Consider the following 20,879-nt stretch of genomic DNA (forward strand, 5'->3'; position numbering starts at 1 on the left):
TGCGGCACCGGTTTCGGTGCGACTCGTGTCACGACCGGCCGGTGGAGCTGCGCGCGTCGCGGCTCGCCGTCGCGGTCGCCTTCCTCAGCCAGGGCTGGTGTTCATCAGCCTGACCACCCGGCTGCCGGACTACCAGGACCGCTGGGACATCTCCGAGCTCGCCCCGTCTCTGCTCCTGATGATGGTGCTGCTCGCGGGGGTCGGCTCGGTGGTGGCCGCGAAGCGGTGAGCCCTGCATGAGCCCCCGGGCGACCGGGTGCTCATGCACTCACCCAGCCGCAGGCCCGGGCCAGTTCTTGTCCGGCTGCGGCACGGGACGGCCGGGCTGCTCGCCGCCGCGCTCGGTGAGGTAGGAGTTCTTGGGCACCATCACCTTGCGGCGGAAGATGCACACGATCTTGCCGTCCTGGTTGTAGCCGATGGTCTCGACGTAGACGACGCCGCGGTCGTCCTTGCTCTTGCTCTCGGTCTTGTCCAGCACGGTGGTCTCGCCGTAGAGCGTGTCGCCGTGGAAGGTCGGTGCGACGTGGCGCAGCGACTCGACCTCGAGGTTGGCGATGGCCTTGCCGGAGATGTCCGCGACGGACATGCCGAGCAGGATCGAGTAGACGTAGTTGCCCACCACCACGTTCTTGCCGAACTGCGTGGTCTCCTCGGCGTAGTTGGTGTCGAGGTGCAGCGGGTGGTGGTTCATGGTGAGCAGGCAGAACATGTGGTCGTCGAACTCGGTGACCGTCTTGCCGGGCCAGTGCTGGTAGGTCGCACCGACCTCGAACTCCTCATAGCTTCGACCGAACTGCAACGTCACCACTCCTGGATGCTCGACGAAAAGACGCCACATCCTCGCAGGCGTACGACGGGCCCCGGCCACCTGCCCGGCCTGCGGGCGGCTCAGCGGCCGGTGAGACCCCGACCGGCCTGGACGCCCTTGAGGACCGCCGCCGTGGCTTGGCCGGTGACCCTGCCCGCCACCTGGCCGGCCTGGGTGCGGAGCTGGTCGCCCATCTGGGCGGTGGCGGCGAGCGGGCCGAGCAGCACGTCGGCCCGCCCGACGAGGGCATCCGCCTTGTCGACGACGCCCTGGAGGTTGCCGACCGTGGTGTCGAAGGACTCCACGGAGCTGCTGAACTCCCGCAGCGCCACGGTCAGCTCGGCGATCAGGCCGCCGAAGGTGTCCAGCGTCTCGTTGAGCCGGTCGGCGGTCCGGTCGAGCTTGACGATGGTCTGGTCGGCGTCCAGGACGGTCCGCATCCGGGACCGCCGTCCGGTGTCGCTCACGTCGTTGCCCGCCATCGTCGCCTCCAGGTCAGTGGTCCTCAGGGACGGGGGCGATCAGGACCCGCCCCCACCCGCCTTCCGGCGATGCATCTTAGGGGCGCCACCCACGACCTCGCTGCCGTGTGCCTTCTCCGCGAGCGGGCCGTCCTGGTGGACGCCCTTCTCGCGGTTGTTCTTGCGGTCCAGCGCAGCCCGCATCTTGGCCTTGAGGTCGTCGTTCGCGGATGGGGAGTCGGTCATGGTTCCTCCTGGTGTCGCGGACAGCGTGTGGTGCCTCCACCCTCGCACCTCGCACCTGCACCCGTCGACAGGCTTTCGGCACGGGTGCAACCAGGACCAGGGCCACCACGTCCGAGCAGCATGAAGCTCTCGCTCGCCGCCCCGCTCGCCGCCGCCCTGGTCCTCACCGCGTGCGGCTCGGAGGCTCCGCCCGTCGCCAGCGACCCCACCCCGACGGCCGAGCCCACCCCGACGGTCGAGCCCACCCCGACGGTCGAGCCGACCACGGGCACCTACCCCGACTTCGCCCCGACCGACTACGCCTACACGCTCTCGGTGTCCTGCTTCTGCGCCGACGTGGGAGCCCCCGTGCGGATCACCGTGGTCGACGGCGAGGTCACCGCCGCGGTCTACACGAAGGACGGGCGCGGGGTGGACCAGGGCACCGAGGCTCCCGACTACCGCCGTCTCACGATCGACGAGATCATCGCCGCCGCCAACGACACCGAGGCCGCGCGCATCGACGTCGAGTGGCCGCAGGGCCAGGACTACCCGACGTCGGTCTACGTCGACCAGGACGAGCAGATGATGGACGAGGAGATCGGCTACGCCGTCTCTGACGTGGTCGTGGGCTGAGGCGGCTGAGCCGCCCGCTCCCGTACGACGGCACGCAGGGCCTCGACGGCGGCCGCGGCGAGGTCGGTGGCCGGGACCGCGTCGGGGTCGGTGCCGGGCGTGGCCCGCGGCGACAGGTCGTCCAGGTCCCCCACCACGCGCGCGCCCGAGGCCTCCAGCCGTCCCCGGATCGTGGCGGCCCGCTCACGCAGCCACCGGGGCGGGTCGAAGCCGATCGACTCGCCTGTGCGGCCGGCGAGCGCACGCTTGCCCAGCTCGAACTTCACCAGGCGGTGGTAGTCGCCCGACGCGATCCCGTCCTGCTCCAGGAGCAGGTTGAGCTCGCGCAGCACCATCGCCGACGCGGCGTCCAGGGACGTGTTGGCCGGCGCGACGGGCGCCGCGTCCAGCGCGTCGAGGCCGGCCGCCTCGCAGAACCGCGACCACAGCAGCCCGGGGTCGGCCCCCGGCGGTGGCAGCGTCACGAGCGCGACGTGCGCGGCGCCCACGGCCGCCACCCAGTTGTCGACGATGCGCCCCATCCCCTGCTGCCGCCAGAACGCCTGCGCAGGCTTGCGCTTGCCGTCGAGCAGCCCCACGTAGTCGCCCCAGGCCCGGGTGCCGCCGTTCTGCAGGCTCTCCTGCCACATCGCGGGCACCGTGCGTCCGAGGTCGCGCAGCGTCACCACCACGTCGACCGGCACGCGGGCGAACGACGCGACCACCTGCGCGATCGACTCCGGCGTCGCCGGGCCGAGGAACTCCATGCTCACCACGACGACTCCGTCATGCGCCTCCGCCTCGGCCACCAGCCGGGCCCACCGACCGGCCGACTTGCCCGCGAGCTGCTCGCGCCCCAGCACGTCGCTGACGGCGAGCACCTGGTCGCGCCACCGCTCCCCCGGCAGGAGCACCCCGCGCTCGCGCAGGAGGTCGCGGTTGGCCTCGAGCCGCTGCTGGACGTAGGAGGTGCCCGACTTCATCAGCCCCACGTGCAGGACCACCCGGCTCGCCATGCACGCAGGCTAGCGGTGTCGGCCGGCTACTCGCCGTGGGTCGGCACGCCGTGACCACGCGACGTGCCGAGGATCCGGCGCTCCCCGCCGGGCCACGACTCCACGACCGCGAGGAACTCGTGCTCGCTCGTCGGCGTGCGGCGCGTCGGCTCCAGGAAGACGTGGGCGAAGGGTGCCGCCTCGGTCGCCTGCGCGCCCAGCTCGGCGATCCGGGCCGTGATCGCGGCCTGCTCCTCGCGCGCGACGTACTGCCACATCACGCTGTGCCACAGCACCGTCGTCGCGCCCTCGACAAGCGCGACGTCCGCGACGAACGCCGACGCCGCCTGCCGTCGTACGACGAACGGCGTGCGCTCGGCGAGGGCCAGGGCACCGCGCAGCCGCTCGTGGCGGTGGACCTGGTCGGGCCAGACGTACGCCGTCAGGGCCAGTCGCCCCTCGGTGGAGCGGACGTCGATCGGCATCACGTCGCTGCCGACCCGCTCGACGATCCGCGGCACGACCCCCGTGGGTACGACGCCGGTCCAGGCCGGGTCGAGCACCACCGGGCTGTCGTCGGGGCCGAGCGAGGAGCCGTCGGCGCCGACGTAGCGGAACCGGTCGGCCAGCAGGTTGAGCCCGCCGGACGACCCGATCTCGAAGAGCCGGACCGGCAGCCCACGCTCGCGACCCAGTGCGAGGAGGCCGGCCATCAGCACGGTGGCGCGACCGACCTCGTTGGTCTGCGGCGGCCGGTCGAGCCACTCGGCGACCGCGTCCGGCGCGTCGGCCACCAACGAGCGGAAGGCGTCCCACCCGGGCTCGGCCGACCAGGTGCCGCCGACGCTGGGGTAGAACACGCCCAGGCCACCGGCGCGACGCTCCAGCACCAGGCGGTGCACGCTGCCGAGCAGCCGCAGGCCGACCCCGTCGGGACCGGCGGCGTCTAGCCACGGCGCCAGCACCGCGGCCGTCGGTCCACCCGCCTCGAGGTCGTCGGCGAGGCGCGGCAGCAGGTCGGCGTACATCGGCGAGCCGAGGCTCGCGCACGCCTGCGCCTGCTGCCGCAGCGCCGTCCCGAGGTCGACCACGGTGCCGGGACTCAGGCCTTGAGCTTGTAGTCCTTGAGCAGGCTGCGACCGATGATCATCTTCTGGATGTCGGCCGTGCCCTCACCGATGAGCATGAACGCGGCCTCGCGGTAGAGGCGCTCGATCTCGTACTCCTTGGAGTAGCCGTAGCCGCCGTGGATGCGGAAGGAGTCCTGGACGACCTCGTTGCAGTACTCCGCTGCGAGGTACTTGGCCATCCCGGCCTCGACGTCGTTGCGCTCCCCGCCGTCCTTGATACGCGCCGCCTTGACCATCATCGCGTGCGAGGCCTCGACCTTGGTCGCCATCTCCGCGAGGCGGAAGAGGATCGCCTGGTGGTCGGCGATCTGCTTGCCGAAGGTCTCGCGGGTCTGGGCGTAGGCGATCGCGAGCTCGAAGGCGCGGTTGGCGATACCGCAGGCGCGGGCGGCGACGTTGACGCGGCCGACCTCGACGCCGTCCATCATCTGGTAGAAGCCCTTGCCGGCCTCGCCGCCGAGGATCTGCTCGGCCGAGATCTGGTGGCCCTCGAAGATCGCCTCGGTGGTGTCGACGCCCTTGTAGCCCATCTTGTCGATCTTGCCCGGGATCGTGAGGCCGGGAGCGGTCTCGCCGAAGCCCGCCTCCTTCTCCACCAGGAAGGTCGTCATGTTCTTGTAGACCGAGTCGTCGCCCTCGTCGGTCTTGACCAGCACCGCGATCAGCGTGGAGGAGCCACCGTTCGTCAGCCACATCTTCTGGCCGTCGATGGTGTAGTCACCGTCGTCGCCCTTGACGGCCTTGGTCTTGATGGCCGCGACGTCCGAGCCGAGACCCGGCTCCGACATCGAGAACGAGCCGCGCACCTCGCCGGTGGCCATGCGGGGCAGGTACTTCTGCTTCTGCTCCTCGGTGCCGTGACGCATGAGCATGTAGGCCACGATGAAGTGGGTGTTGATGACACCGGAGACGCTCATCCAGCCGCGCGCGATCTCCTCGACGCACAGCGCGTAGGTCAGCAGCGACTCGCCGAGGCCGTCGTACTCCTCGGGGATCATCAGCCCGAAGATGCCCAGCTCCTTGAGCCCGTCGACGATCTCCTGGGGGTACTCGTCGGCGTGCTCCAGCTCGGTCGCGACCGGCAGGATCTTCTCGTCGACGAACTGCCGGACCGCCTTGAGGATCTCGGTCTGGTCTTCGGTGAGTCCGTCGGTCTCGCAGAGGCGACCCATGGTCTGGCTCCTTCGTAGTGCCGGGCTGGAAGCAGTGAGGTGCTGCGCGAACGCTACCGGGCGGTAGCCATTCGTCCTATGGCCAGTTTCACACCCTCAGGATTGCTTCCTCACCTGTCGCGAGCGGTGCTCGAGCGACGTGACGAGCGCCTGCTCCAGGGCTGCCACCTGGGCCTCGAGCGGCTCGGCGAGCGCGGTGTTCTCCGCGACGGCGACCTCGAGGCTCTCGACCCGGCGCTGCAGGCGCAGGACCTCCTCGAGACCGGTGCCGGCGGCGACGCGGCGCACGACCCCGTCGAGCCGTCCGGGCACCCTGACGGGAAGCCTCACAGCGACTCGCTGCGATAGGTGTTGAGCGCCTTGGCGACGACCCGGCCGTCGGTCGAGCGGGGCGGCATCAGCAGCTCGGTGACGACGTCGGTGAGCTCCGCGACCCGCAGGTGCAGGGCGCGGCTGCGCGCCACCTCGGCCTCGAGCTCGGCCACCCGGGCCCGGAGGTCCTCGGCCCGTGCGTCGACGCGCGGCGCAGTGACCCGTCGTACGACGCCCTTGCCCAGCACGGCCAGGCGCGAGCCCTCCTCGGCCTCGGGCGACACTGCGGCACCACCGGCGAGGGTGCGCTCACGCACGAGCTCGAGCAGCCGCACGATCGCCTCGACCGCGACCGCGAGGAGCTCGGTGTCGGTCGCCTGGCCGGGGGTGCGTGCCTCGCGACGCGTGGCGACGATGTCGTCGAGGTCCCCGTGCACGGTGTAGCCGGCCTCGCGCAACGCGGCGACCGCCTCGGTCGAGCGGGACGAGGCGTCGGCGAACTGCCGGTCGGTGAGCCCGATCGGCTCCCGGTCGAGGTCGACCAGCACCCCGTGGGCCAGGGTGTCGCGCAGCCATCGCGCCTGCTCACGGTTGCCGGTGATCGGCTCGCGCACCTTCTCGTTGACCCGCCTGAGGAGCTCCGCCGCCACCAGCCCCAGCGAGGCGTTGGCGCGCTCGACGTCCAGCTGCAGTCCGGGTGCGTCGATGCGGCAGGCCGCCGCGAAGCGTCGCCACAGCTCGTGGTCGTCCGCCGCGCTGCGCGGGACGGTCACGACGTGCACCCGCTCGGGCGGCAGCCCGGCGCCCCACCGGGCGGCGACGCCGGCCGGGTCCATCGTGCGCCAGCCCCACTCGGCGCGGGCGCCGGCGGACTCGGGGCGCGGCTTCCAGCGCTCCAGCGGCGTGGTGAGGGCGAACTTGAGGCGCTCCTGCCAGGCCGACGGGACCGCGGAGCCGAGGTCACGGGCGGTGATCACGACGTGCACCTCGATGCCGGCGAGGTCGGCGAGGGCCGCGGCGACCTGCTCGGCCGATGCGCCCGCGAAGAGCTCGTAGGACAGGACAGCGCTCTCGCCGCGCCAGGCGGTGACCTGCTCGACGAGCCGGCGCCACGAGGTGCGGGCCCGCTCGGGGAGGTGGTCGAGCCGGGGGTCCTCGCGCACGACCATCGCGGCGTGGATGCGGTCGAGGTGGCGCTCACCGACGACGAGGACGCCGTCCGACGCCAGGCGCGCCCGGTTGGCCTCGAGCACCTGCTGGAGGTAGGTGGTGCCCGACTTCGGCGCACCGACGTGCAGGTAGAGACGCTGGGTCACTGCTGGGAGTCCTCTCCGGAGGGTCCGGCGATCGCCGGCCACTCGACGACCATTCTCCACCGGGCGGGAGCGCCCCCGGCAACGGCTGCTGCGGCGTCGAGGAATCCGTCGCGGTAGACCACGACTCCCCCGGCCCGCACGGCCTCGCCCTCGACCAGGCGCGGATCGAGCGGCAGCCGCTTGCCGCCGCCGTGGCTGGCACGCCACTCCCCGGCGTCGCGGCGGGACAGGGCCTGGCCCTCCAGGAAGGCAGCACCGCCCGCGCGCATGGTCATGGACGCGAAGCGCCAGAAGTTCTCCAGCCCGTCGGGCTCGAGCGTCTCGAGCAGCTCGCGGGCGTAGAGGGTGTGGGGGCGCCGGTCGCGAGCGATCAGTGCCGCGCGCGTCAGGACGTCGCGCAGGTCGTAGAGGTTGAGGTGGGCGAAGGTCGCCGGCAGCTTCGCGCGTCGCGCCAGGCGCTGGGGACGTCGCAGGGACTGACGCGAGTAGTCGAGGGCCACGACGTCCCAACCGCGCTCGGCCAGGGCCAGCGCGTCGTCGCCGGCACCCGAGCCCAGCTCGACCACCCGGGCGTCCGAGGGGAGCCGGTCGGCGACCCAGGCGACGAACTCGGAGGTCCCGTGCGTGGGGTCCTTGGCGAGGTCGCCGACGTGCTGCTCCCAGTCACGGCGCTGACGCATGAGCGAGGAGAACCAACCGTCGAAGCGGTGGACGGTCTCGGGGCCGGGCTCGTGCTTGAAGGACGGGTCCGGCACCCGCCAGCCGGGCCCGTAGGACACGGCGAGCATCGCGTCGGGGTCGGCCGGGGCGGGGAGCATCCGGCCCTCGAACTCGAGCTCGGTCAGCGGCAGGATCGCCGAGCGCGGCACCTGCTGACGCACCGTGGCGGTCTCGTGCAGCAGGTCGCCGACGTAGAAGCAGGTGTAGACGTCGATGCTGGCCATCCCGCCGTCGGGCGAGGTCCACACGACGGTGATGAAGGAGCCCGACTTGTTGAGCACGCTCATCCCGTGGCGGCGCAGCGCGCGCCCGACCTCGTAGAGCTCGAGGGCCATCTCGGCCGGGGTCTGCTTCTCGCTGAGGTAGGCCAGGTCGATGTCGGAGTCGTGACCGATCACCTTGCCCTCCCGGGCGGCGCCGAGCAGCGTGCCGAAGGCGATCCACCCCTGCACGCCGCACTCGGACTCCATCACCTCCAGGATCCGGTCGGTCATGTCGACCATCTGCTCGACGACGCTGGAGTCGCGCCCGGAGAACGGGCGCTGGAGCAGACCCCACTTGTCGATCATCACCGGGATGCCGGCCTTGTCGACGAAGCGCACGCGACCCTTGCCGCTGCCGAAGCTCACGGTGCCGGAGAACAGCTCCTCCTCGTCGTCCACGACGCGCACGTCGGAGTCGCCGTTGAGCCAGCGTTTCATCCGCTTCGGCCAGGCCACGAGCTGCTCGTCGCGACCCGGGCGGGGGGTCGCGGTGTAGGACCACGCGACGTGCCCGTCGAAGGACACGTCGCCGGAGCCGGCGTAGTCGCCTGGGAAGTGCAGTCCCGCGTCGTCGACGCGGATGTCCGGGCCAGCCACGACAGGCGAGGCTACGGCACCGACACGGTGGTCGTGAGCACGGCATGGTCGGTGATGCGACGCACCGCCGGACCCTCGTCGAGCAGGAAGCCCGAGAACGCGATGTCAGGAGTGCCGAAGATCCAGTCGACACGGTTGGGGCGGGGCACCAGGCACCGGCCGCCGGAGTTGGAGCCGCCGTTGGCCGCGATCATCCCGGCGCGGGACGTGAAGTAGCAGAAGGCTTCGTCGTGCTCGTTGAAGTCGCCGACCAGGAAGACCGGGATGCCGTCCTTCTTGAGCTCGTTGACGGCCTCGGCCTCGATCGCCATCGCCTTGTCACGCTCGGGCTCGCGGCCCTGGGCGTCGCGCGGTGAGTTGTGGATGTTGAGCACGTAGATCTCACGACCGGTCTCGTTGTGCTGGAGCCGGACGACGGGCTGGGGACGCGTCCCACCCATGAAGGGCACGGTGATCGAGCCCTGGAAGGTGGGCGTCCAGACGGCCGAGCTCCACATGAGCGACTGGGGCACGCCACCGCCGCCGAGGGCCTCGCCGGGCCAGAAGTCCCAGGTGCCGCCGAGGGCACGGTCGAGGGCGTCGACCTGGTCACGCTGGATCTCCTGCAGCCCGACCACGCTCGAGCCGTAGGCGTCGACCAGCGACGCGGCCCACTCGGTGCGGATCCGGCCCGGTGCGTACTCGGAGGCGGCGCCGCCCGGCGCGGTGTGCTGGCTGCCGAGGATGTTGAAGGAGGTGAGCACGAAGTCGAAGGGCTGGTCCCCGGCGAGCGCCTCGGCGGCGTTGGCCAGCGACTTGGCACCCGAGGGCAGGGCCTGGGCGACCTCGCCGCGCTCCTCGAGGGCGCTCGAGGCGATCTCCTCGGGCGACATGGTGGCCAGGTCGGCCGCGCTCGTGCTCAGGGGAAACGAGGGGACGGCGGCGGCCTGCGGAGCGGGCTCGTCGACCGGATCGGAGCGCCCGAGCAGGTTGGCCACCACGACCACCAGCACGATCGCGACCACGCCACCGACGGTGGCGAGGACCCCGAGCCGCTCGGAGGACGAGCGGTCGTCGTCGTCGTCGTTCATCGCACCTCCTTCGGCAGCGGTCGATCGGTGAGCGAACCGTCGCCGACCTGGCCCAGCTCGTTGTTGCCCCAGCACGCGGTGACGCCGCCGTCGTGGCTCCCACAGGCGTGGAACCAGCCCGCGTCGATCGACAACCAGGGCTCGTCGCTGCGGACCAGGACCGGCAGCGTGCTGGGCTGCCGGACACCGTTGCCGAGCTGGGAGTAGGTGTTGCTCCCCCAGCACCAGGCCGAACCCGTGTTGTCGACGCCGCACGAGGTGGCGTCTCCCACCGAGAGACTAGTCCAGATGCGGTCGCCCTTCACCGGAACGGCGACGCGTCGCAGCGTCCTGGTGCCATCGCCCAGCTGGCCCCTGTTGTTGAGGCCCCAGCACCACGCGGCGCCCTCGAGCGTCACGCCGCAGGTGTGCGCCCAGCCGGAGCTGAGCTGCGCCCAGGCCTGCTCCCCCGCGACCCGGGAGGGGCTCGGCTGGGGCGACTGGTTCTCGCCGGTCCCCTGGCCGAAGACGTTCTGTCCCCAGCACCAGGCCGTGGCGTCGGCACGGATGCCGCAGGTGGAGAACCCGCCGGTGGTGACGCTCGCCCAGTCGCTGTCGGTCCCGACCCGGGTCGGGGTGGTGCGCCGGTCGAAGGTGCCGTCACCGAGCTGGCCGCGCAGGTTGCTCCCCCAGCACCACAGGCTGCCGTTGCCCCGGGTGGCGCACGTGTGGAACCAGCTGGTGCTGACGGAGGTCCAGACGCTGCCGGTGCCGACCTGGACGGGGGTGGTGCGCGGTGCACCGCGACCGATGCCGAGCTGTCCCATGTTGTTGAGTCCCCAGCACCACAGGGTGCGGTCGGTCCTGATGGCGCAGGTGGTGGAGCCGCTGGTGCTCACCGTCGCCCACCCGTCGCTGCCGGCCACCTCGACCGGGACCTCGCTGCTCGACGTGGTGGCGTTGCCGAGCTGGCCGAAGTTGTTGCGTCCCCAGCACCAGGCGCTGGTGTCGGTGCGGGTCTCGCAGGACGTCTGGCCCCCTGCGCTCACGGCGACCGCCGCCGAGGCCACGGTCAGGACGACGGCGCCGGGGACGTCGGTGGTGAGGGGATCGGTGCCGCGGACCACGTAGGTGATGTTCCAGCTGCCCTGCTCGGTCGGTGTGCCGGTGAGCAGGCCGTCGGGCGACAGCGTGAAGCCCGGCGGCAGCTGCAGCGGCTCGGCCCACTCGGACCCGGATGCGGCCTCCGGGAGCACGTCGACGGCCAGCTGGAGGCTCAGCGGCTCGCCCACCTCGCCGGAGACCACCTGCACGCCGGGGTCGGGCACCGGCCACAGCCGCGCGGAGCGCCAGAGCGCCAGGGCGCCGGCGCGGACCAGGCGGGCACCGGCACCGAGGTGATAGCTCCGGGCCAGGCGCAGGGCGTCCTTGACCGGGTTGTCGACCGGGTCGCAGACCAGGTCACCTGCGGTGCAGACGCTCACGACCGTGAAGGTCGGCGCGAGCGGCGGCACGTCGGCGACGGCCTCCAGGAAGCGGGGGAAGACCCCGCTGCGACCGGAGCCCGCGGCGGGGGCGCCGACCGGCGCCACCACGCTGCGGGGCCGACGGTCGGGGTCGGAGACCAGGAGCGCACCGGCCACCCGGGCGAGTCCGTCGGGGCGTCCACGCAGCACGCCGAGCACGCGGTGCACCACCGCGGCGCCCTGCGCATAGCCCGACAGCAGCACCTGCTGGGCGGGGCAGTCCAGCGCCGCCTGGTCGAGGGCCGCTACCGCGCGGGTCACCGCGGCGCCGACGGGCTTGCGCCAGACCCGGACCCGGGCCGCGGACACGGCCCGCCGCGCCTTGTCCACGCGGGTGCGGGTGCCCAGCAGCGCAGCGGCCGGCTCGCTGTCCAGCCCGAGACCGACGGCACGCACGGTGCGACCGGAGGCCGAGGCATGACGCAGCACCGCTCGTCGTACGACGTCGACGGTGCGGCCGGGCCGCTCGGCGCCCACGGCCTGCTCTCCCCCGCCGTCGACGGTGATCAGCAGCGTGTCGTCGCACCGGTCGACAGCGGCCGCGGTGGAGGCGCCGAGGGCGCGGTCGGGCGGTCGGACCGGCCCGGGGGCCGATCCCTGCTGCAGGACCACCGCCACCGCCCCGACCGACAGCAGGGCCGCCAGCACCAGGGCGACGACCCGGACCGTGCGGGCGCGCCAGCGCGCTCCTCTGACCACGGGGGCCCGGTCCGGTCGTCGCACGCGCTCACGCTAAGGGCGCGATCGCCCCATCTGCGGGATGCGCGCTGGCGTCAGTTGACCTCGATGCCCGATTCGGGACGGATGCCGCTCGCGATCGCCGTGCGACGCGCCGTGCTGGCTGCGATCGCCTTGGCACCGGTGAACCGCGGCGGGTTGGCGTAGAGGAAGTCGACCCAGTTGGCGTACTGGGCGCGGATGCGCGGTCCGACGATGCGCATGACGATCTCGTCGCTGACCAGGGCGACCTGGGTCCAGTTGGCCGAGCCGTTCCAGGTGACGTTGGCGTCGGTCTTGCCCTTGTAGACGCCGCTGACCGACATGTTCTTCATGTGGAGATACTTGTCGTAGACACCGTCGAGGTCGAAGTCCTGCGCGATCTGGCGGATCGGGATGCGACCGCGGTTGGTGTTGCGCAGGATCTTGAGGACGTTGTTGCCGAAGACGGCGTAGACGATCTTGATGTCGCAGCCGTTCTCGTACATGTCGCGCAGCTTGGTGGCCAGCTTCTTGCCACGGTCCCCGTGCATCGAGGTCTGGGCGATGCGGATCTTGGTGCGGCCGTTGGTGCCGGTGCCGCCCGTGGCGCCCTTGCAGCGGATGTCGTTGAGATCACGCATCAGCGGGTCGTCCTGGGTGCCCTTGCCCTTGAACGGGTAGAAGTACGACGTGAACGAGCCGTGCTGGTAGCTCAGGTAGGACTGCTTGACCGGCTTGTCGAGGTACATCTGGTCGAAGACACCGAGGAACTCCTGGTAGATGTTGCCCTGGCCGCGCACAGTGAACATGTCGTTCCACTGCGAGTGGGCCGCGAGGTCGGTGGCGTTGTTGGAGCCGTAGATCACGACGTTCCTGGCCTTGCCGGCCCGGGAGAACATGAAGAACTTGGTGTGGGCGATGCCGGAGTAGTAGCGGCACGAGCTGACGCACTTGCGGGTGCCGCTCTTCTGCGACGCCATGCGGCTCTTCTGGCCCTCACGCAGACGGTTGGCCATGCGGTCGAAGCCCGGGTTGGGCTTGGCCGGGCCGGCGTTGCCGCGGTCGATGATCACCCGGACCGAGACGCCGCGCTCGTGGGCACGGGCCAGCGCGTTCTGGATGTCGGTGCTCTTGACGTTCCAGCTCGCGACCCGGATCTGCTCGCGACCGGGCACGGAGTCGATCGTGCGGATCAGGTGACGACGGATGCGACCGCGCGACTCCTTGCCGGCGAGCGGGTTGTTGAACTTCACCCCGGCCGGCGGCGTGTACTTGTCCGGCGCCGGTTTGGGTCCCTTGCGCTTGCGCGGCTGGGCCGCGACCGAGGAGGCCTGCGTGAGCGAGGCGCCCTGCCCCACGGTCTGCGCGGCAGCCCGGGTCGGTGCGGCGGTCGAGGGCAGCGCACCGAGCAGGCTGACGACGATGGTCAGGCTCGTGGCGAGGACGGTGGCGGCGGAAAGACGGCGCACGCTGAGTTCACACTCCCTGGTAGGGCGGCCGCGGCGATCAGGGTCGCGCGGTCAGGGTCGGTCGGCAAGATCGGGGAAGTCGGACCAGAAGTGGCGCGAGGGAGCACGTCGCCGCCCCACGCCTACGCTCCCGACTGTAACAGCCGGGGCAGGAGTTTCAGGTGATCGCCGGACCGCGTGGAGGCGTCAGCCACCACACTTGTTGATGGCCTTCTGGAAGGCCGGGTCCTTGGCCAGGGCGCCCTCGGTCTCGTTCACCGGACCGTTGGGCACCGCGTAGAAGGAGTTGGCGTAGTAGAAGAGGCGGGTGCCGAACTCGCAGTAGGTGGACTCGGCCTGGACCAGTCGCTCCCCGTCGAGGCAGCCCTTGTAGCGCTCGGGGAAGGTCTGCCCGTCGACCCAGACCTCGCTGCACTGCGGCTTGGCCGGAGGGGCGTCCTCGGGCGGCTCCGACGTCGCCTCGGTGGGCGAGGGGCTGGCGCTCTCGGTGGGCGTCGGGTCGTCGGCGCTGGTGGCCTCGTCCCCGCCGCACCCGGCCAGGAGGACCAGCGGGAGGAGCAGGACAGCCGCGCTTCGTCGAAGCCTCATGCACGGAGTGTAGGACGAATCGGCGCGGAGGGTTCGGGACTCACGGCGGGGGCACTAGCGTTGCGGTCGTGAGCACCACCCCGCCGCGCGTCTATGCCGCCCGCGGCGTCGGGCTGCCGATCTTCGACCCCCGGGGCGTCCAGGTCGGCAAGGTCCGCGACCTCGTCGTCACCATCCGCTCCGAGGCCAGCCAGCCGAGGGTCCTCGGCATGGTGGCCGAGGTCTTCGGGCGCCGCCGGATCTTCGTGCCGATGACCCGGGTCACCAACATCGACAGCGGGCAGGTCTACACGACCGGGTTGCTCAACATGCGCCGCTTCGAGCAGCGCTCCACCGAGACGCTCGTCATCGGCCAGATGCTCGACCGCACGGTCGTGATGACCGGCTCGGGCATCACCGGCACCGTCTACGACGTCGCCATGGAGCAGGCCCGCAACCGCGACTGGGTGCTGTGCCGGGTCGCCGTGCAGGAGCCGGCGAAGGGCTTCCGCCGTCGCGGGCAGACCCACGTCGTGGAGTGGCGCGACGTGCAGGGCCTCGTGGGACGCGAGGAGGCCCAGGGCGCCACGCACCTCGCTGCCGCGCTCAACGAGATGCGCCCGGCCGACGCCGCGAGCATGCTGCACGACCTGCCCAACGAGCGCCGCAAGGCCGTCGTCGCGGCCCTGGACGACGAGCGGCTGGCCGACGTGCTGGAGGAGCTGCCCGAGGAGGACCAGGTGCAGATCCTCGAGGCCCTCGACTCCGAGCGGGCCGCCGACGTCCTCGAGGAGATGTCGCCCGACGACGCCGCGGACCTGATCGCGGACCTGCCGCCCGAGACCGCCGAGATCCTGCTCGACCTGATGGAGCCCGACGAGGCCGAGGACGTCCGTCGGCTGATGTCCTACGTGGAGGACACCGCCGGAGCCATGATGACGCCCGAGCCGGTCATCCTCGGTCCCGACGCCACCATCGCCGACGCCCTGGCCCACGTGCGCAACCCCGAGCTCACGCCCGCGCTCGCCGCCCTCGTCTACATCTGCCGCCAGCCACTGGAGACGCCGACCGGGAGGTTCCTCGGGGTGGCCCACATCCAGCGGCTGCTGCGGGAGCCCCCCTCCACGCTGGTCGCGGGCGCGCTCGACGACTCGATGGAGACCCTGCGTCCCGAGGCGTCCATCGACCAGGTCGCAGCGCACCTCGCCACCTACAACCTCGTCGCCGCGCCGGTGGTCGACGAGAACGGCCACCTGCTGGGCGCGGTCACCGTCGACGACCTCCTCGACCACATGCTGCCCACCAACTGGCGCGACCGGATGCCGCGCGGCGGCGGGCCGCTGGGGGTGAAGGATGGCTGAGCCACGCACCCCGCGGCTCGACACGCCGCGCAGCACGAGGCGCCAGCTCGTCAAGCGCCCGGCGATCAACGCCGACGCGTTCGGAGTGTTCGCCGAGCAGTTCGCTCGCTTCATGGGCACCGCGACGTTCCTGATCTACATGACGGGCTTCGTGATCATCTGGGTCTCGTGGAACCTCCTGGCACCCGAGGACGCCCGGTGGGACAACTACCCCTTCATCTTCCTGACCCTGATCCTGAGCCTGCAGGCGTCGTACGCCGCTCCCCTGATCCTGCTCGCGCAGAACCGCCAGGAGCAGCGCGACAAGGTCATCGCCGAGCAGGACCGGCAGGCCAACGCCCGGGCGCACGCGGACATGGAGTTCCTCTCTCGCGAGGTCGCCTCGCTGCGCATGTCGGTGGGCGAGGTCGCCACCCGCGACTTCCTCCGCTCGGAGCTGCGATCCCTGCTGTCCGACCTCGACGAGCGTGCCCAGGAGGAGCGCGACCGCGACGCGTCCGACGACAGCGGCGAGCGTGGGACGTCTCACGGCGACGCCCTTGACCGACCTGCCCCACCCCCCGCCTAGACTGGCCACATCATGAGCACTCCCTCCCTCGGCCCCTCGCTCGAGGCGGTCAACGCCGCTCTCGCGACCGTGAACGACCCTGAGATCAAGCGCCCCATCACCGAGATCGGGATGGTCGACTCCGTCGTGATCGACGACGACGGCCTGGTGCACGTCAAGGTGCTGCTGACCGTCGCCGGGTGCCCCCTCAAGGACACGATCACCCGGGACGTCACCGGCGCCGTCACTCGCGTCGAGGGCGTCACCGGGGTGGACCTCGAGCTCGGCGTCATGAGTGCCGAGCAGCGTGCCGGCCTCCAGGACGTCCTGCGCGGCGGCCAGGCCGCCCGCGAGATCCCCTTCGCCCAGCCCGGATCGCTGACCAAGGTCATCGCGATCGCCAGCGGCAAGGGCGGGGTCGGCAAGTCCTCCGTCACCGTCAACCTCGCGCTGGCCATGGCCAAGCAGGGTCTGAAGGTCGGTGTCGTGGACGCCGACATCTACGGCCACTCGGTGCCCGCCATGCTCGGTGTCGCCGACTCCCGGCCCACCCAGGTCGAGGACCTGATCATGCCGGTGCCGACGCCCAGCGGGGTCTCGGTCATCTCGATCGGCATGCTCAAGCCGCGGCGCGACCAGGTCGTCGCCTGGCGCGGCCCGATGCTCGACCGGGCCCTGGTCCAGATGCTCGCCGACGTCTTCTGGGGCGACCTCGACGTCCTGCTCCTCGACCTGCCCCCGGGCACCGGCGACGTCGCGATCTCCCTGGGCCAGCACCTGCCGAGCGCCGAGGTCGTCGTGGTCACCACGCCTCAGGAGGCTGCCGCCGAGGTCGCCGAGCGTGCGGGGACGATGGCCTCGATGATGCACCAACGTGTCATCGGCGTCGTCGAGAACATGAGCTTCCTGCCCTGCCCGCACTGCACCCCCGAGGGCAAGGACCACCGCCTCGAGGTCTTCGGCTCTGGAGGCGGCGACCGCGTCGCGGCCACGCTGTCGGAGCGATTCGGCTACGACGTCGCGGTCCTCGGGCGCATCCCGCTCGACATCTCGTTGCGCGAGGGAGGCGACGCCGGCAAGCCGATCGTCGACTCCGACCCCACCGCCCCGGCTGCGATCGAGCTCAGCACCATCGCCGCGACGATCACCGGCCGTGGCCGCGGGCTGGCCGGCATGCAGCTCGGGCTCACACCGACGAGTAAGTTCTAGATCATGTTCGGAGTCGGTCTGGCAGAGATGGCGGTCATTGCCCTCGTGGCGATCCTCGTCTTCGGTCCCGACCGCCTTCCGACGCTGGCCAAACAGGCCGGTGGGTTCGCTCGCAAGGCCCGCGACTTCGCCAACTCCGCGCGTGACGAGCTGCGCGACGAGCTCGGCCCGGACTTCTCCGACCTCGAGCTGCGCGACCTCGACCCCCGCACGATCGTGCGCAAGCACATCATCGAGGCCATGGAGGACGCCGACGCCGACCAGAAGGCGTCACGCACGGCCGGGCACCGCCCGCTGGACGAGGGCGAGATCCCGCCCTACGACGCCGACGCGACCTGAGGTGTCGGTCGGTGGGTCACTCGGCGGCCGGCTCAGTCGCGGCTCTGCACGGCTGTGAGCGCGGCGAAGGACACCAGCACGACCCGGTCCCCCGCGGTGACCAGCTCGACGAAGTCCTGACCCACCCGCGCCAGGGTGCCGTCGTGGACCGTGCCGTCGACGAGGTGGACCATGCACCGCTCCCCCGCCTCGGCCAGCCGGCGCAGCGCCGAGCCCAGCCCCAGCCTCGTCACCGGTGACCACGCCACCTCGGGGACGGCCCGGCGCGACGCACCGGTGACGGTGGAGACCGCTGCCAGCGCGACGATCCAGTCCTGGCCGTTGCCGTGCACCAGGCACCACTGCGCGGCCACCCGGGCGAGGTCGCCGCTCACCTGACCTACGCCCCGGACCCCGAGCTGCACCGGCTGACCGAGGGTCGCCATGAGCCGACCCGCGAGCGTGACCTGCTGGTACTCGGCCCGGCTGCGGTCAGCCAGCTCCGGCGCCCGCTCCGCCGCGTAGAGCGCGTCGGCCTGCTGCTCGAGGTCCTCGAGCACCGCGAACAGCTCATCCTCCCAGGTCACCAGGCGAGCCTGCCAAGGATTCGGGCTGTGGAGAAGCCCTTGACGAGATGCTCAAAGAAGCGTTGGCTAAAGCAAACGTAAGCAAACGCAAGGATAGAGCCGTGAACGACCTCGGGAATGCACGCTCGGCACGCTGCCTCGCTGTCTGGGCCATCACCACGGTCGCGGTCGTCGGGGTGGTCCTGTGGTCGCTCCCCGACCTGCCCGCCCCCGCCGGCGGGCAGGCCTCGTTCGACCTGATGCTCGTGCAGGGCTGCGCCCTCGTCGTGGTCCTCTGCGCCGGGTGGTGGTGGGTCGTGACCACGGTGGTGGTCCTCGAGGCACTCGTCGGCCCCGGGCGCGCCGGGAGCCGCCGGGTCCCGGGCGTGCCGGCTCCCCTGCGCCGGTGGCTCCTCGCGGCCTGTGGCGTCGCCGTGCTCACGAGCGGGCTCTCCCCGGCGCACGCGACCCCGGGTTCTGTCCACCGCGACGATCAGCCGCGCGGCGGGGGCGTCACCCTGGACGGGCTGCCACTGCCGGAGCGGCCCAGTGGAGGCATCGCCCCCGGGACCCACCGACAGCACCGCGTCTCACGCGACGCGGAGCCTGCCGAGGTCGTCGTGCGGCCCGGCGACTCCCTGTGGACCATCGCCGCCACCGCGCTCGGGCCCGGCGCCGACAACGCGGCCGTGGCGGCCCACTGGCAGCGCATCCACCGGCTCAACCGCCGCGTCGTCGGGACGGACCCCGACGTGATCCAGCCCGGCCAGCACCTGGCCCTGCCCAGCCGTCCCACCCCACCTCGAGGAGAGTCCTGATGTCACCTGCCCACGAGACCGTCGTCCCCCTCCGCGTGAAGGTCCCGGTCGCCAGCACCCAGGGCACCCTGGCCCTGGAGCTGCTGCCACGTCACGACCCCCCTGCCCGTCGCCCCCTGGAGCGGGGCATGTCCGACGTCGCGTCGGTCGTCCCCATCGACGCCCGTCGGCGACGCTCCGCCCAGGCGTGGGCGCACCGCTTCGCGCAGGCCGCTGTCGAGATCGTCGGTGGGGACCGGCCGGCATCCCAGCTCCTGCGCTGGACCACCGGTGCGGTCTACGCCGACCTCGACCGGCGCGCCGTCCTCGTCGCCCGCGCTGGCGGCCACGTCCCCGGTCAGCGCCGGGTCCAACCGGTGCGCCCGCGGGTCCTGAGCGTGCACACCTGCTTCGTCAGCGACGACGTGGTCGAGGCGGCCGTGCACGTCCGCTACGGCGAGCGGTCGCGCGCCGTGGCAGCCCGCTTCGAGGCACGTGGCGAGCGGTGGCTCTGCACCGCCCTCGACTTTGCCTGAGGACGACCACCGGACGCGACGACGCCCCGCCACGGAGGACCGTGACGGGGCGTCGGGTGGAGCGGTGGATCAGCCGCCGGAGCGGGCGGTGAGGCCGGTGGGGCCACCGGCCGACCCGTGGCACTGCTTGAACTTCTTGCCCGAGCCGCAGGGGCACTTGGCGTTGCGGGCGACGCCGGCGTACTCATCGTCCTCGGCGGCGACGGCCTTGACCTCGACGTCACCGTCCTCGCTGGGGGCGGAGTAGGACAGGCCCTTGGGCGCCTGCGGACGCTCGAGGCCCTTGGCCTTGATCGCCGGGGCGGAGGCACGCTGCTTGACGGTGCCCTCGGGCTGCAGCAGCGGCTCGTAGACCTCCTCGCCCTCATCGCCGTGGTCATGACCCTCGTGGTCGTCCTCGACCTGGACCTCGAGGTTGAAGAGGAAGCCGACCGCCTCCTCCTTGATGCCGTCCATCATGGCGGCGAACATGTCGAAGCCCTCGCGCTGGTACTCCACCAGGGGATCGCGCTGGGAGTAGGCCCGCAGGTAGATGCCCTCGCGGAGGTAGTCCATCTCGTAGAGGTGCTCGCGCCACTTGCGGTCGAGCACGGACAGCAGGACCCGCCGCTCGAGCTCGCGGGTGACCTCGTCGCCCATCTCTGCCTCGCGGGCGGCGTAGGCAGCGTGCGCGTCCTCCTTGAGCGCCTCGATGAGGTCGTCGCGCTCCATGTTGTGACGCCCGCCGGCCTCGGTCTCAAGCTGCTCGATGCTCACCCCGATCGGCCAGAACTGGCCGAGATCGGTCCACAGCTGCTCGAGGTCCCACTCCTCGCCGAACTCGGCGAGCGAGCCGGTGACGTAGCCGGTGACGACGTCGTCGATGAAGGTGCTGATCTGCTCGCGCAGGTCGGCACCCTCGAGCACCTCGCGGCGCTCGCCGTAGATGACCTGGCGCTGGCGGTCCATGACGTCGTCGTACTTCAAGACGTTCTTGCGGGACTCGAAGTTCTGCGACTCGACCTGCCCCTGGGCGTTGGCGATCGCGCCGGTGACCCGCTTGTTCTCGATCGGGACGTCGTCGGGGATCTTGAGCATCTGCAGGACGCGGTCGACCCACTCGGACTTGAAGAGCCGCATCAGCTCGTCCTCGAGGGAGAGGTAGAAGCGGGACTCGCCCGGGTCACCCTGACGGCCGGAGCGACCACGCAGCTGGTTGTCGATGCGGCGCGACTCGTGGCGCTCGGTGCCGACGACGTAGAGGCCGCCGAGCTCCTTGACGTCGTCGTGCTCCTTGGCGACCTGGGCCTTGATCCGCTCGAGCGTCTCGGGCCAGGCGGCGTCGTAGTCGTCGGCCGTCTCGCCGGTGGGCTGGAGGCCCTTGCCGCGCAGCTCGGCGTCGGCGAGGAACTCCACCGAGCCACCGAGCATGATGTCGGTGCCTCGACCGGCCATGTTGGTCGCGACCGTGACCGCGCCCTTGTGGCCGGCCATGGCGACGATCTTGGCCTCGTCGGCGTGGACCTTGGCGTTGAGGACGCTGTGCGGGATGCCGCGCTTGGTGAGCAGGGCGGAGAGGTACTCGGACTTCTCGACCGAGACCGTGCCGACGAGGACCGGCTGGCCCTTCTCGTTGCGC

At 71.6% G+C, this 20,879-nt stretch carries 23 protein-coding genes; 8 read left to right on the top strand and 15 right to left on the bottom strand.

Annotation, left to right across the window (positions count from 1 at the left end):
- Positions 1-97: 97 nt before the first annotated feature.
- A complete protein-coding gene (locus RMN98_RS05150; protein WP_309647729.1) occupies positions 98-229 on the top strand; it encodes a hypothetical protein in 132 nt (43 codons plus the stop codon).
- A gap of 39 nt (positions 230-268) precedes the next feature.
- Here the strand turns inward: RMN98_RS05150 and RMN98_RS05155 are convergent, their stop codons facing one another.
- From RMN98_RS05155 to RMN98_RS05165, 3 genes are read right to left on the bottom strand one after another with little or no spacing between them, the layout of a single operon-like run.
- Complete coding sequence (locus RMN98_RS05155) at positions 269-841, bottom strand: MaoC family dehydratase (protein WP_309647730.1); 573 nt, start codon at positions 839-841, stop codon at positions 269-271.
- Between the two features lie 50 nt (positions 842-891).
- Positions 892-1,293 (bottom strand): hypothetical protein, encoded by a 402-nt coding sequence (locus RMN98_RS05160; protein ID WP_309647731.1) that lies wholly within the window; start codon positions 1,291-1,293, stop codon positions 892-894.
- 39 nt (positions 1,294-1,332) lie between these two features.
- Entirely contained in the window at positions 1,333-1,518 is a 186-nt protein-coding gene (locus tag RMN98_RS05165) for a DUF5302 domain-containing protein (RefSeq protein ID WP_309647732.1), read from the bottom strand.
- A gap of 120 nt (positions 1,519-1,638) precedes the next feature.
- On the opposite strand from RMN98_RS05165, the gene RMN98_RS05170 reads away from it, so the two are divergent.
- Positions 1,639-2,133 carry a DUF6174 domain-containing protein gene (locus tag RMN98_RS05170; RefSeq protein ID WP_309647733.1) on the top strand — a complete coding sequence of 165 codons (495 nt, stop codon included), beginning with the start codon at positions 1,639-1,641 and terminating at the stop codon, positions 2,131-2,133.
- Here the strand turns inward: RMN98_RS05170 and RMN98_RS05175 are convergent.
- The 10 genes from RMN98_RS05175 to RMN98_RS05220 form a co-directional block, all read right to left on the bottom strand.
- Positions 2,103-3,128, bottom strand: a complete 1,026-nt coding sequence (locus RMN98_RS05175) for a hypothetical protein (RefSeq protein WP_309647734.1) — start codon at positions 3,126-3,128, stop codon at positions 2,103-2,105. The genes RMN98_RS05170 and RMN98_RS05175 overlap by 31 nt on opposite strands.
- A gap of 26 nt (positions 3,129-3,154) precedes the next feature.
- Positions 3,155-4,198, bottom strand: coding sequence for a DUF2332 domain-containing protein (locus tag RMN98_RS05180; RefSeq protein ID WP_309647735.1), 1,044 nt, complete (start codon positions 4,196-4,198; stop codon positions 3,155-3,157).
- An 11-nt stretch (positions 4,199-4,209) separates the two neighbouring features.
- The gene (locus RMN98_RS05185; RefSeq protein WP_309647736.1) at positions 4,210-5,409 is read right to left on the bottom strand and encodes an acyl-CoA dehydrogenase family protein; all 1,200 of its coding nucleotides are present in this window, start codon (positions 5,407-5,409) and stop codon (positions 4,210-4,212) included.
- 96 nt (positions 5,410-5,505) lie between these two features.
- Entirely contained in the window at positions 5,506-5,721 is a 216-nt protein-coding gene (locus RMN98_RS05190) for a hypothetical protein (protein WP_309647737.1), read from the bottom strand.
- A gap of 14 nt (positions 5,722-5,735) precedes the next feature.
- The gene (locus RMN98_RS05195) at positions 5,736-7,037 is read right to left on the bottom strand and encodes a DUF6752 domain-containing protein (protein WP_309647738.1); all 1,302 of its coding nucleotides are present in this window, start codon (positions 7,035-7,037) and stop codon (positions 5,736-5,738) included.
- Positions 7,034-8,617, bottom strand: coding sequence for a class I SAM-dependent methyltransferase (locus tag RMN98_RS05200; RefSeq protein ID WP_309647739.1), 1,584 nt, complete (start codon positions 8,615-8,617; stop codon positions 7,034-7,036). The genes RMN98_RS05195 and RMN98_RS05200 overlap by 4 nt, the downstream gene beginning before the upstream one ends.
- 11 nt (positions 8,618-8,628) lie before the next feature.
- Positions 8,629-9,687, bottom strand: a complete 1,059-nt coding sequence (locus RMN98_RS05205) for an endonuclease/exonuclease/phosphatase family protein (protein WP_309647740.1) — start codon at positions 9,685-9,687, stop codon at positions 8,629-8,631.
- Complete coding sequence (locus RMN98_RS05210) at positions 9,684-11,915, bottom strand: cutinase family protein (RefSeq protein WP_309647741.1); 2,232 nt, start codon at positions 11,913-11,915, stop codon at positions 9,684-9,686. Before RMN98_RS05210 ends, RMN98_RS05205 begins: the two co-directional genes overlap by 4 nt.
- 50 nt (positions 11,916-11,965) lie before the next feature.
- The gene (locus RMN98_RS05215) at positions 11,966-13,360 is read right to left on the bottom strand and encodes a phospholipase D-like domain-containing protein (protein WP_309647742.1); all 1,395 of its coding nucleotides are present in this window, start codon (positions 13,358-13,360) and stop codon (positions 11,966-11,968) included.
- Positions 13,361-13,546: 186 nt separating this feature from the next.
- The gene (locus RMN98_RS05220) at positions 13,547-13,948 is read right to left on the bottom strand and encodes a hypothetical protein (protein ID WP_309647743.1); all 402 of its coding nucleotides are present in this window, start codon (positions 13,946-13,948) and stop codon (positions 13,547-13,549) included.
- Between the two features lie 68 nt (positions 13,949-14,016).
- On the opposite strand from RMN98_RS05220, the gene RMN98_RS05225 reads away from it, so the two are divergent.
- The 4 genes from RMN98_RS05225 to RMN98_RS05240 are packed head-to-tail and all read left to right on the top strand — an operon-like array spanning position 14,017 to position 17,383.
- Positions 14,017-15,288 carry a magnesium transporter MgtE N-terminal domain-containing protein gene (locus RMN98_RS05225; RefSeq protein WP_309647744.1) on the top strand — a complete coding sequence of 424 codons (1,272 nt, stop codon included), beginning with the start codon at positions 14,017-14,019 and terminating at the stop codon, positions 15,286-15,288.
- Positions 15,281-15,856 (top strand): DUF1003 domain-containing protein, encoded by a 576-nt coding sequence (locus RMN98_RS05230; RefSeq protein ID WP_309647745.1) that lies wholly within the window; start codon positions 15,281-15,283, stop codon positions 15,854-15,856. The genes RMN98_RS05225 and RMN98_RS05230 overlap by 8 nt, the downstream gene beginning before the upstream one ends.
- Positions 15,857-15,868: 12 nt before the next feature.
- Positions 15,869-17,044, top strand: a complete 1,176-nt coding sequence (locus tag RMN98_RS05235) for an Mrp/NBP35 family ATP-binding protein (protein WP_309647746.1) — start codon at positions 15,869-15,871, stop codon at positions 17,042-17,044.
- A 3-nt stretch (positions 17,045-17,047) separates the two neighbouring features.
- Positions 17,048-17,383 carry a sec-independent translocase gene (locus RMN98_RS05240; RefSeq protein WP_309647747.1) on the top strand — a complete coding sequence of 112 codons (336 nt, stop codon included), beginning with the start codon at positions 17,048-17,050 and terminating at the stop codon, positions 17,381-17,383.
- Between the two features lie 32 nt (positions 17,384-17,415).
- Here RMN98_RS05240 and RMN98_RS05245 read toward each other — a convergent pair whose 3' ends face one another.
- The gene (locus tag RMN98_RS05245; RefSeq protein ID WP_309647748.1) at positions 17,416-17,949 is read right to left on the bottom strand and encodes a hypothetical protein; all 534 of its coding nucleotides are present in this window, start codon (positions 17,947-17,949) and stop codon (positions 17,416-17,418) included.
- Positions 17,950-18,050: 101 nt separating this feature from the next.
- On the opposite strand from RMN98_RS05245, the gene RMN98_RS05250 reads away from it, so the two are divergent.
- Together RMN98_RS05250 and RMN98_RS05255 are read left to right on the top strand one after the other, a co-directional pair.
- Complete coding sequence (locus tag RMN98_RS05250) at positions 18,051-18,746, top strand: LysM domain-containing protein (protein ID WP_309647749.1); 696 nt, start codon at positions 18,051-18,053, stop codon at positions 18,744-18,746.
- Positions 18,746-19,261 carry an Rv3235 family protein gene (locus tag RMN98_RS05255; RefSeq protein WP_309647750.1) on the top strand — a complete coding sequence of 172 codons (516 nt, stop codon included), beginning with the start codon at positions 18,746-18,748 and terminating at the stop codon, positions 19,259-19,261. Before RMN98_RS05250 ends, RMN98_RS05255 begins: the two co-directional genes overlap by 1 nt.
- A 69-nt stretch (positions 19,262-19,330) precedes the next feature.
- Here RMN98_RS05255 and RMN98_RS05260 read toward each other — a convergent pair.
- Positions 19,331-20,879: SEC-C metal-binding domain-containing protein (locus RMN98_RS05260; RefSeq protein ID WP_309647751.1), on the bottom strand; the 1,549-nt coding region annotated here is incomplete at its 5' end.

It is taken from the genome of Nocardioides sp. (assembly GCF_031397825.1).
Taxonomy (GTDB): domain Bacteria; phylum Actinomycetota; class Actinomycetes; order Propionibacteriales; family Nocardioidaceae; genus Nocardioides.

Coding starts and splice junctions, on each gene's coding strand:
- RMN98_RS05155 (WP_309647730.1), bottom strand. CDS start 841: ATGTGGCGTCTTTTCGTCGAGCATCCAGGAGTGGTGACGTTGCAGTTC.
- RMN98_RS05160 (WP_309647731.1), bottom strand. CDS start 1,293: ATGGCGGGCAACGACGTGAGCGACACCGGACGGCGGTCCCGGATGCGG.
- RMN98_RS05165 (WP_309647732.1), bottom strand. CDS start 1,518: ATGACCGACTCCCCATCCGCGAACGACGACCTCAAGGCCAAGATGCGG.
- RMN98_RS05170 (WP_309647733.1), top strand. CDS start 1,639: ATGAAGCTCTCGCTCGCCGCCCCGCTCGCCGCCGCCCTGGTCCTCACC.
- RMN98_RS05175 (WP_309647734.1), bottom strand. CDS start 3,128: ATGGCGAGCCGGGTGGTCCTGCACGTGGGGCTGATGAAGTCGGGCACC.
- RMN98_RS05185 (WP_309647736.1), bottom strand. CDS start 5,409: ATGGGTCGCCTCTGCGAGACCGACGGACTCACCGAAGACCAGACCGAG.
- RMN98_RS05205 (WP_309647740.1), bottom strand. CDS start 9,687: ATGAACGACGACGACGACGACCGCTCGTCCTCCGAGCGGCTCGGGGTC.
- RMN98_RS05220 (WP_309647743.1), bottom strand. CDS start 13,948: ATGAGGCTTCGACGAAGCGCGGCTGTCCTGCTCCTCCCGCTGGTCCTC.
- RMN98_RS05230 (WP_309647745.1), top strand. CDS start 15,281: ATGGCTGAGCCACGCACCCCGCGGCTCGACACGCCGCGCAGCACGAGG.
- RMN98_RS05235 (WP_309647746.1), top strand. CDS start 15,869: ATGAGCACTCCCTCCCTCGGCCCCTCGCTCGAGGCGGTCAACGCCGCT.
- RMN98_RS05240 (WP_309647747.1), top strand. CDS start 17,048: ATGTTCGGAGTCGGTCTGGCAGAGATGGCGGTCATTGCCCTCGTGGCG.
- RMN98_RS05255 (WP_309647750.1), top strand. CDS start 18,746: ATGTCACCTGCCCACGAGACCGTCGTCCCCCTCCGCGTGAAGGTCCCG.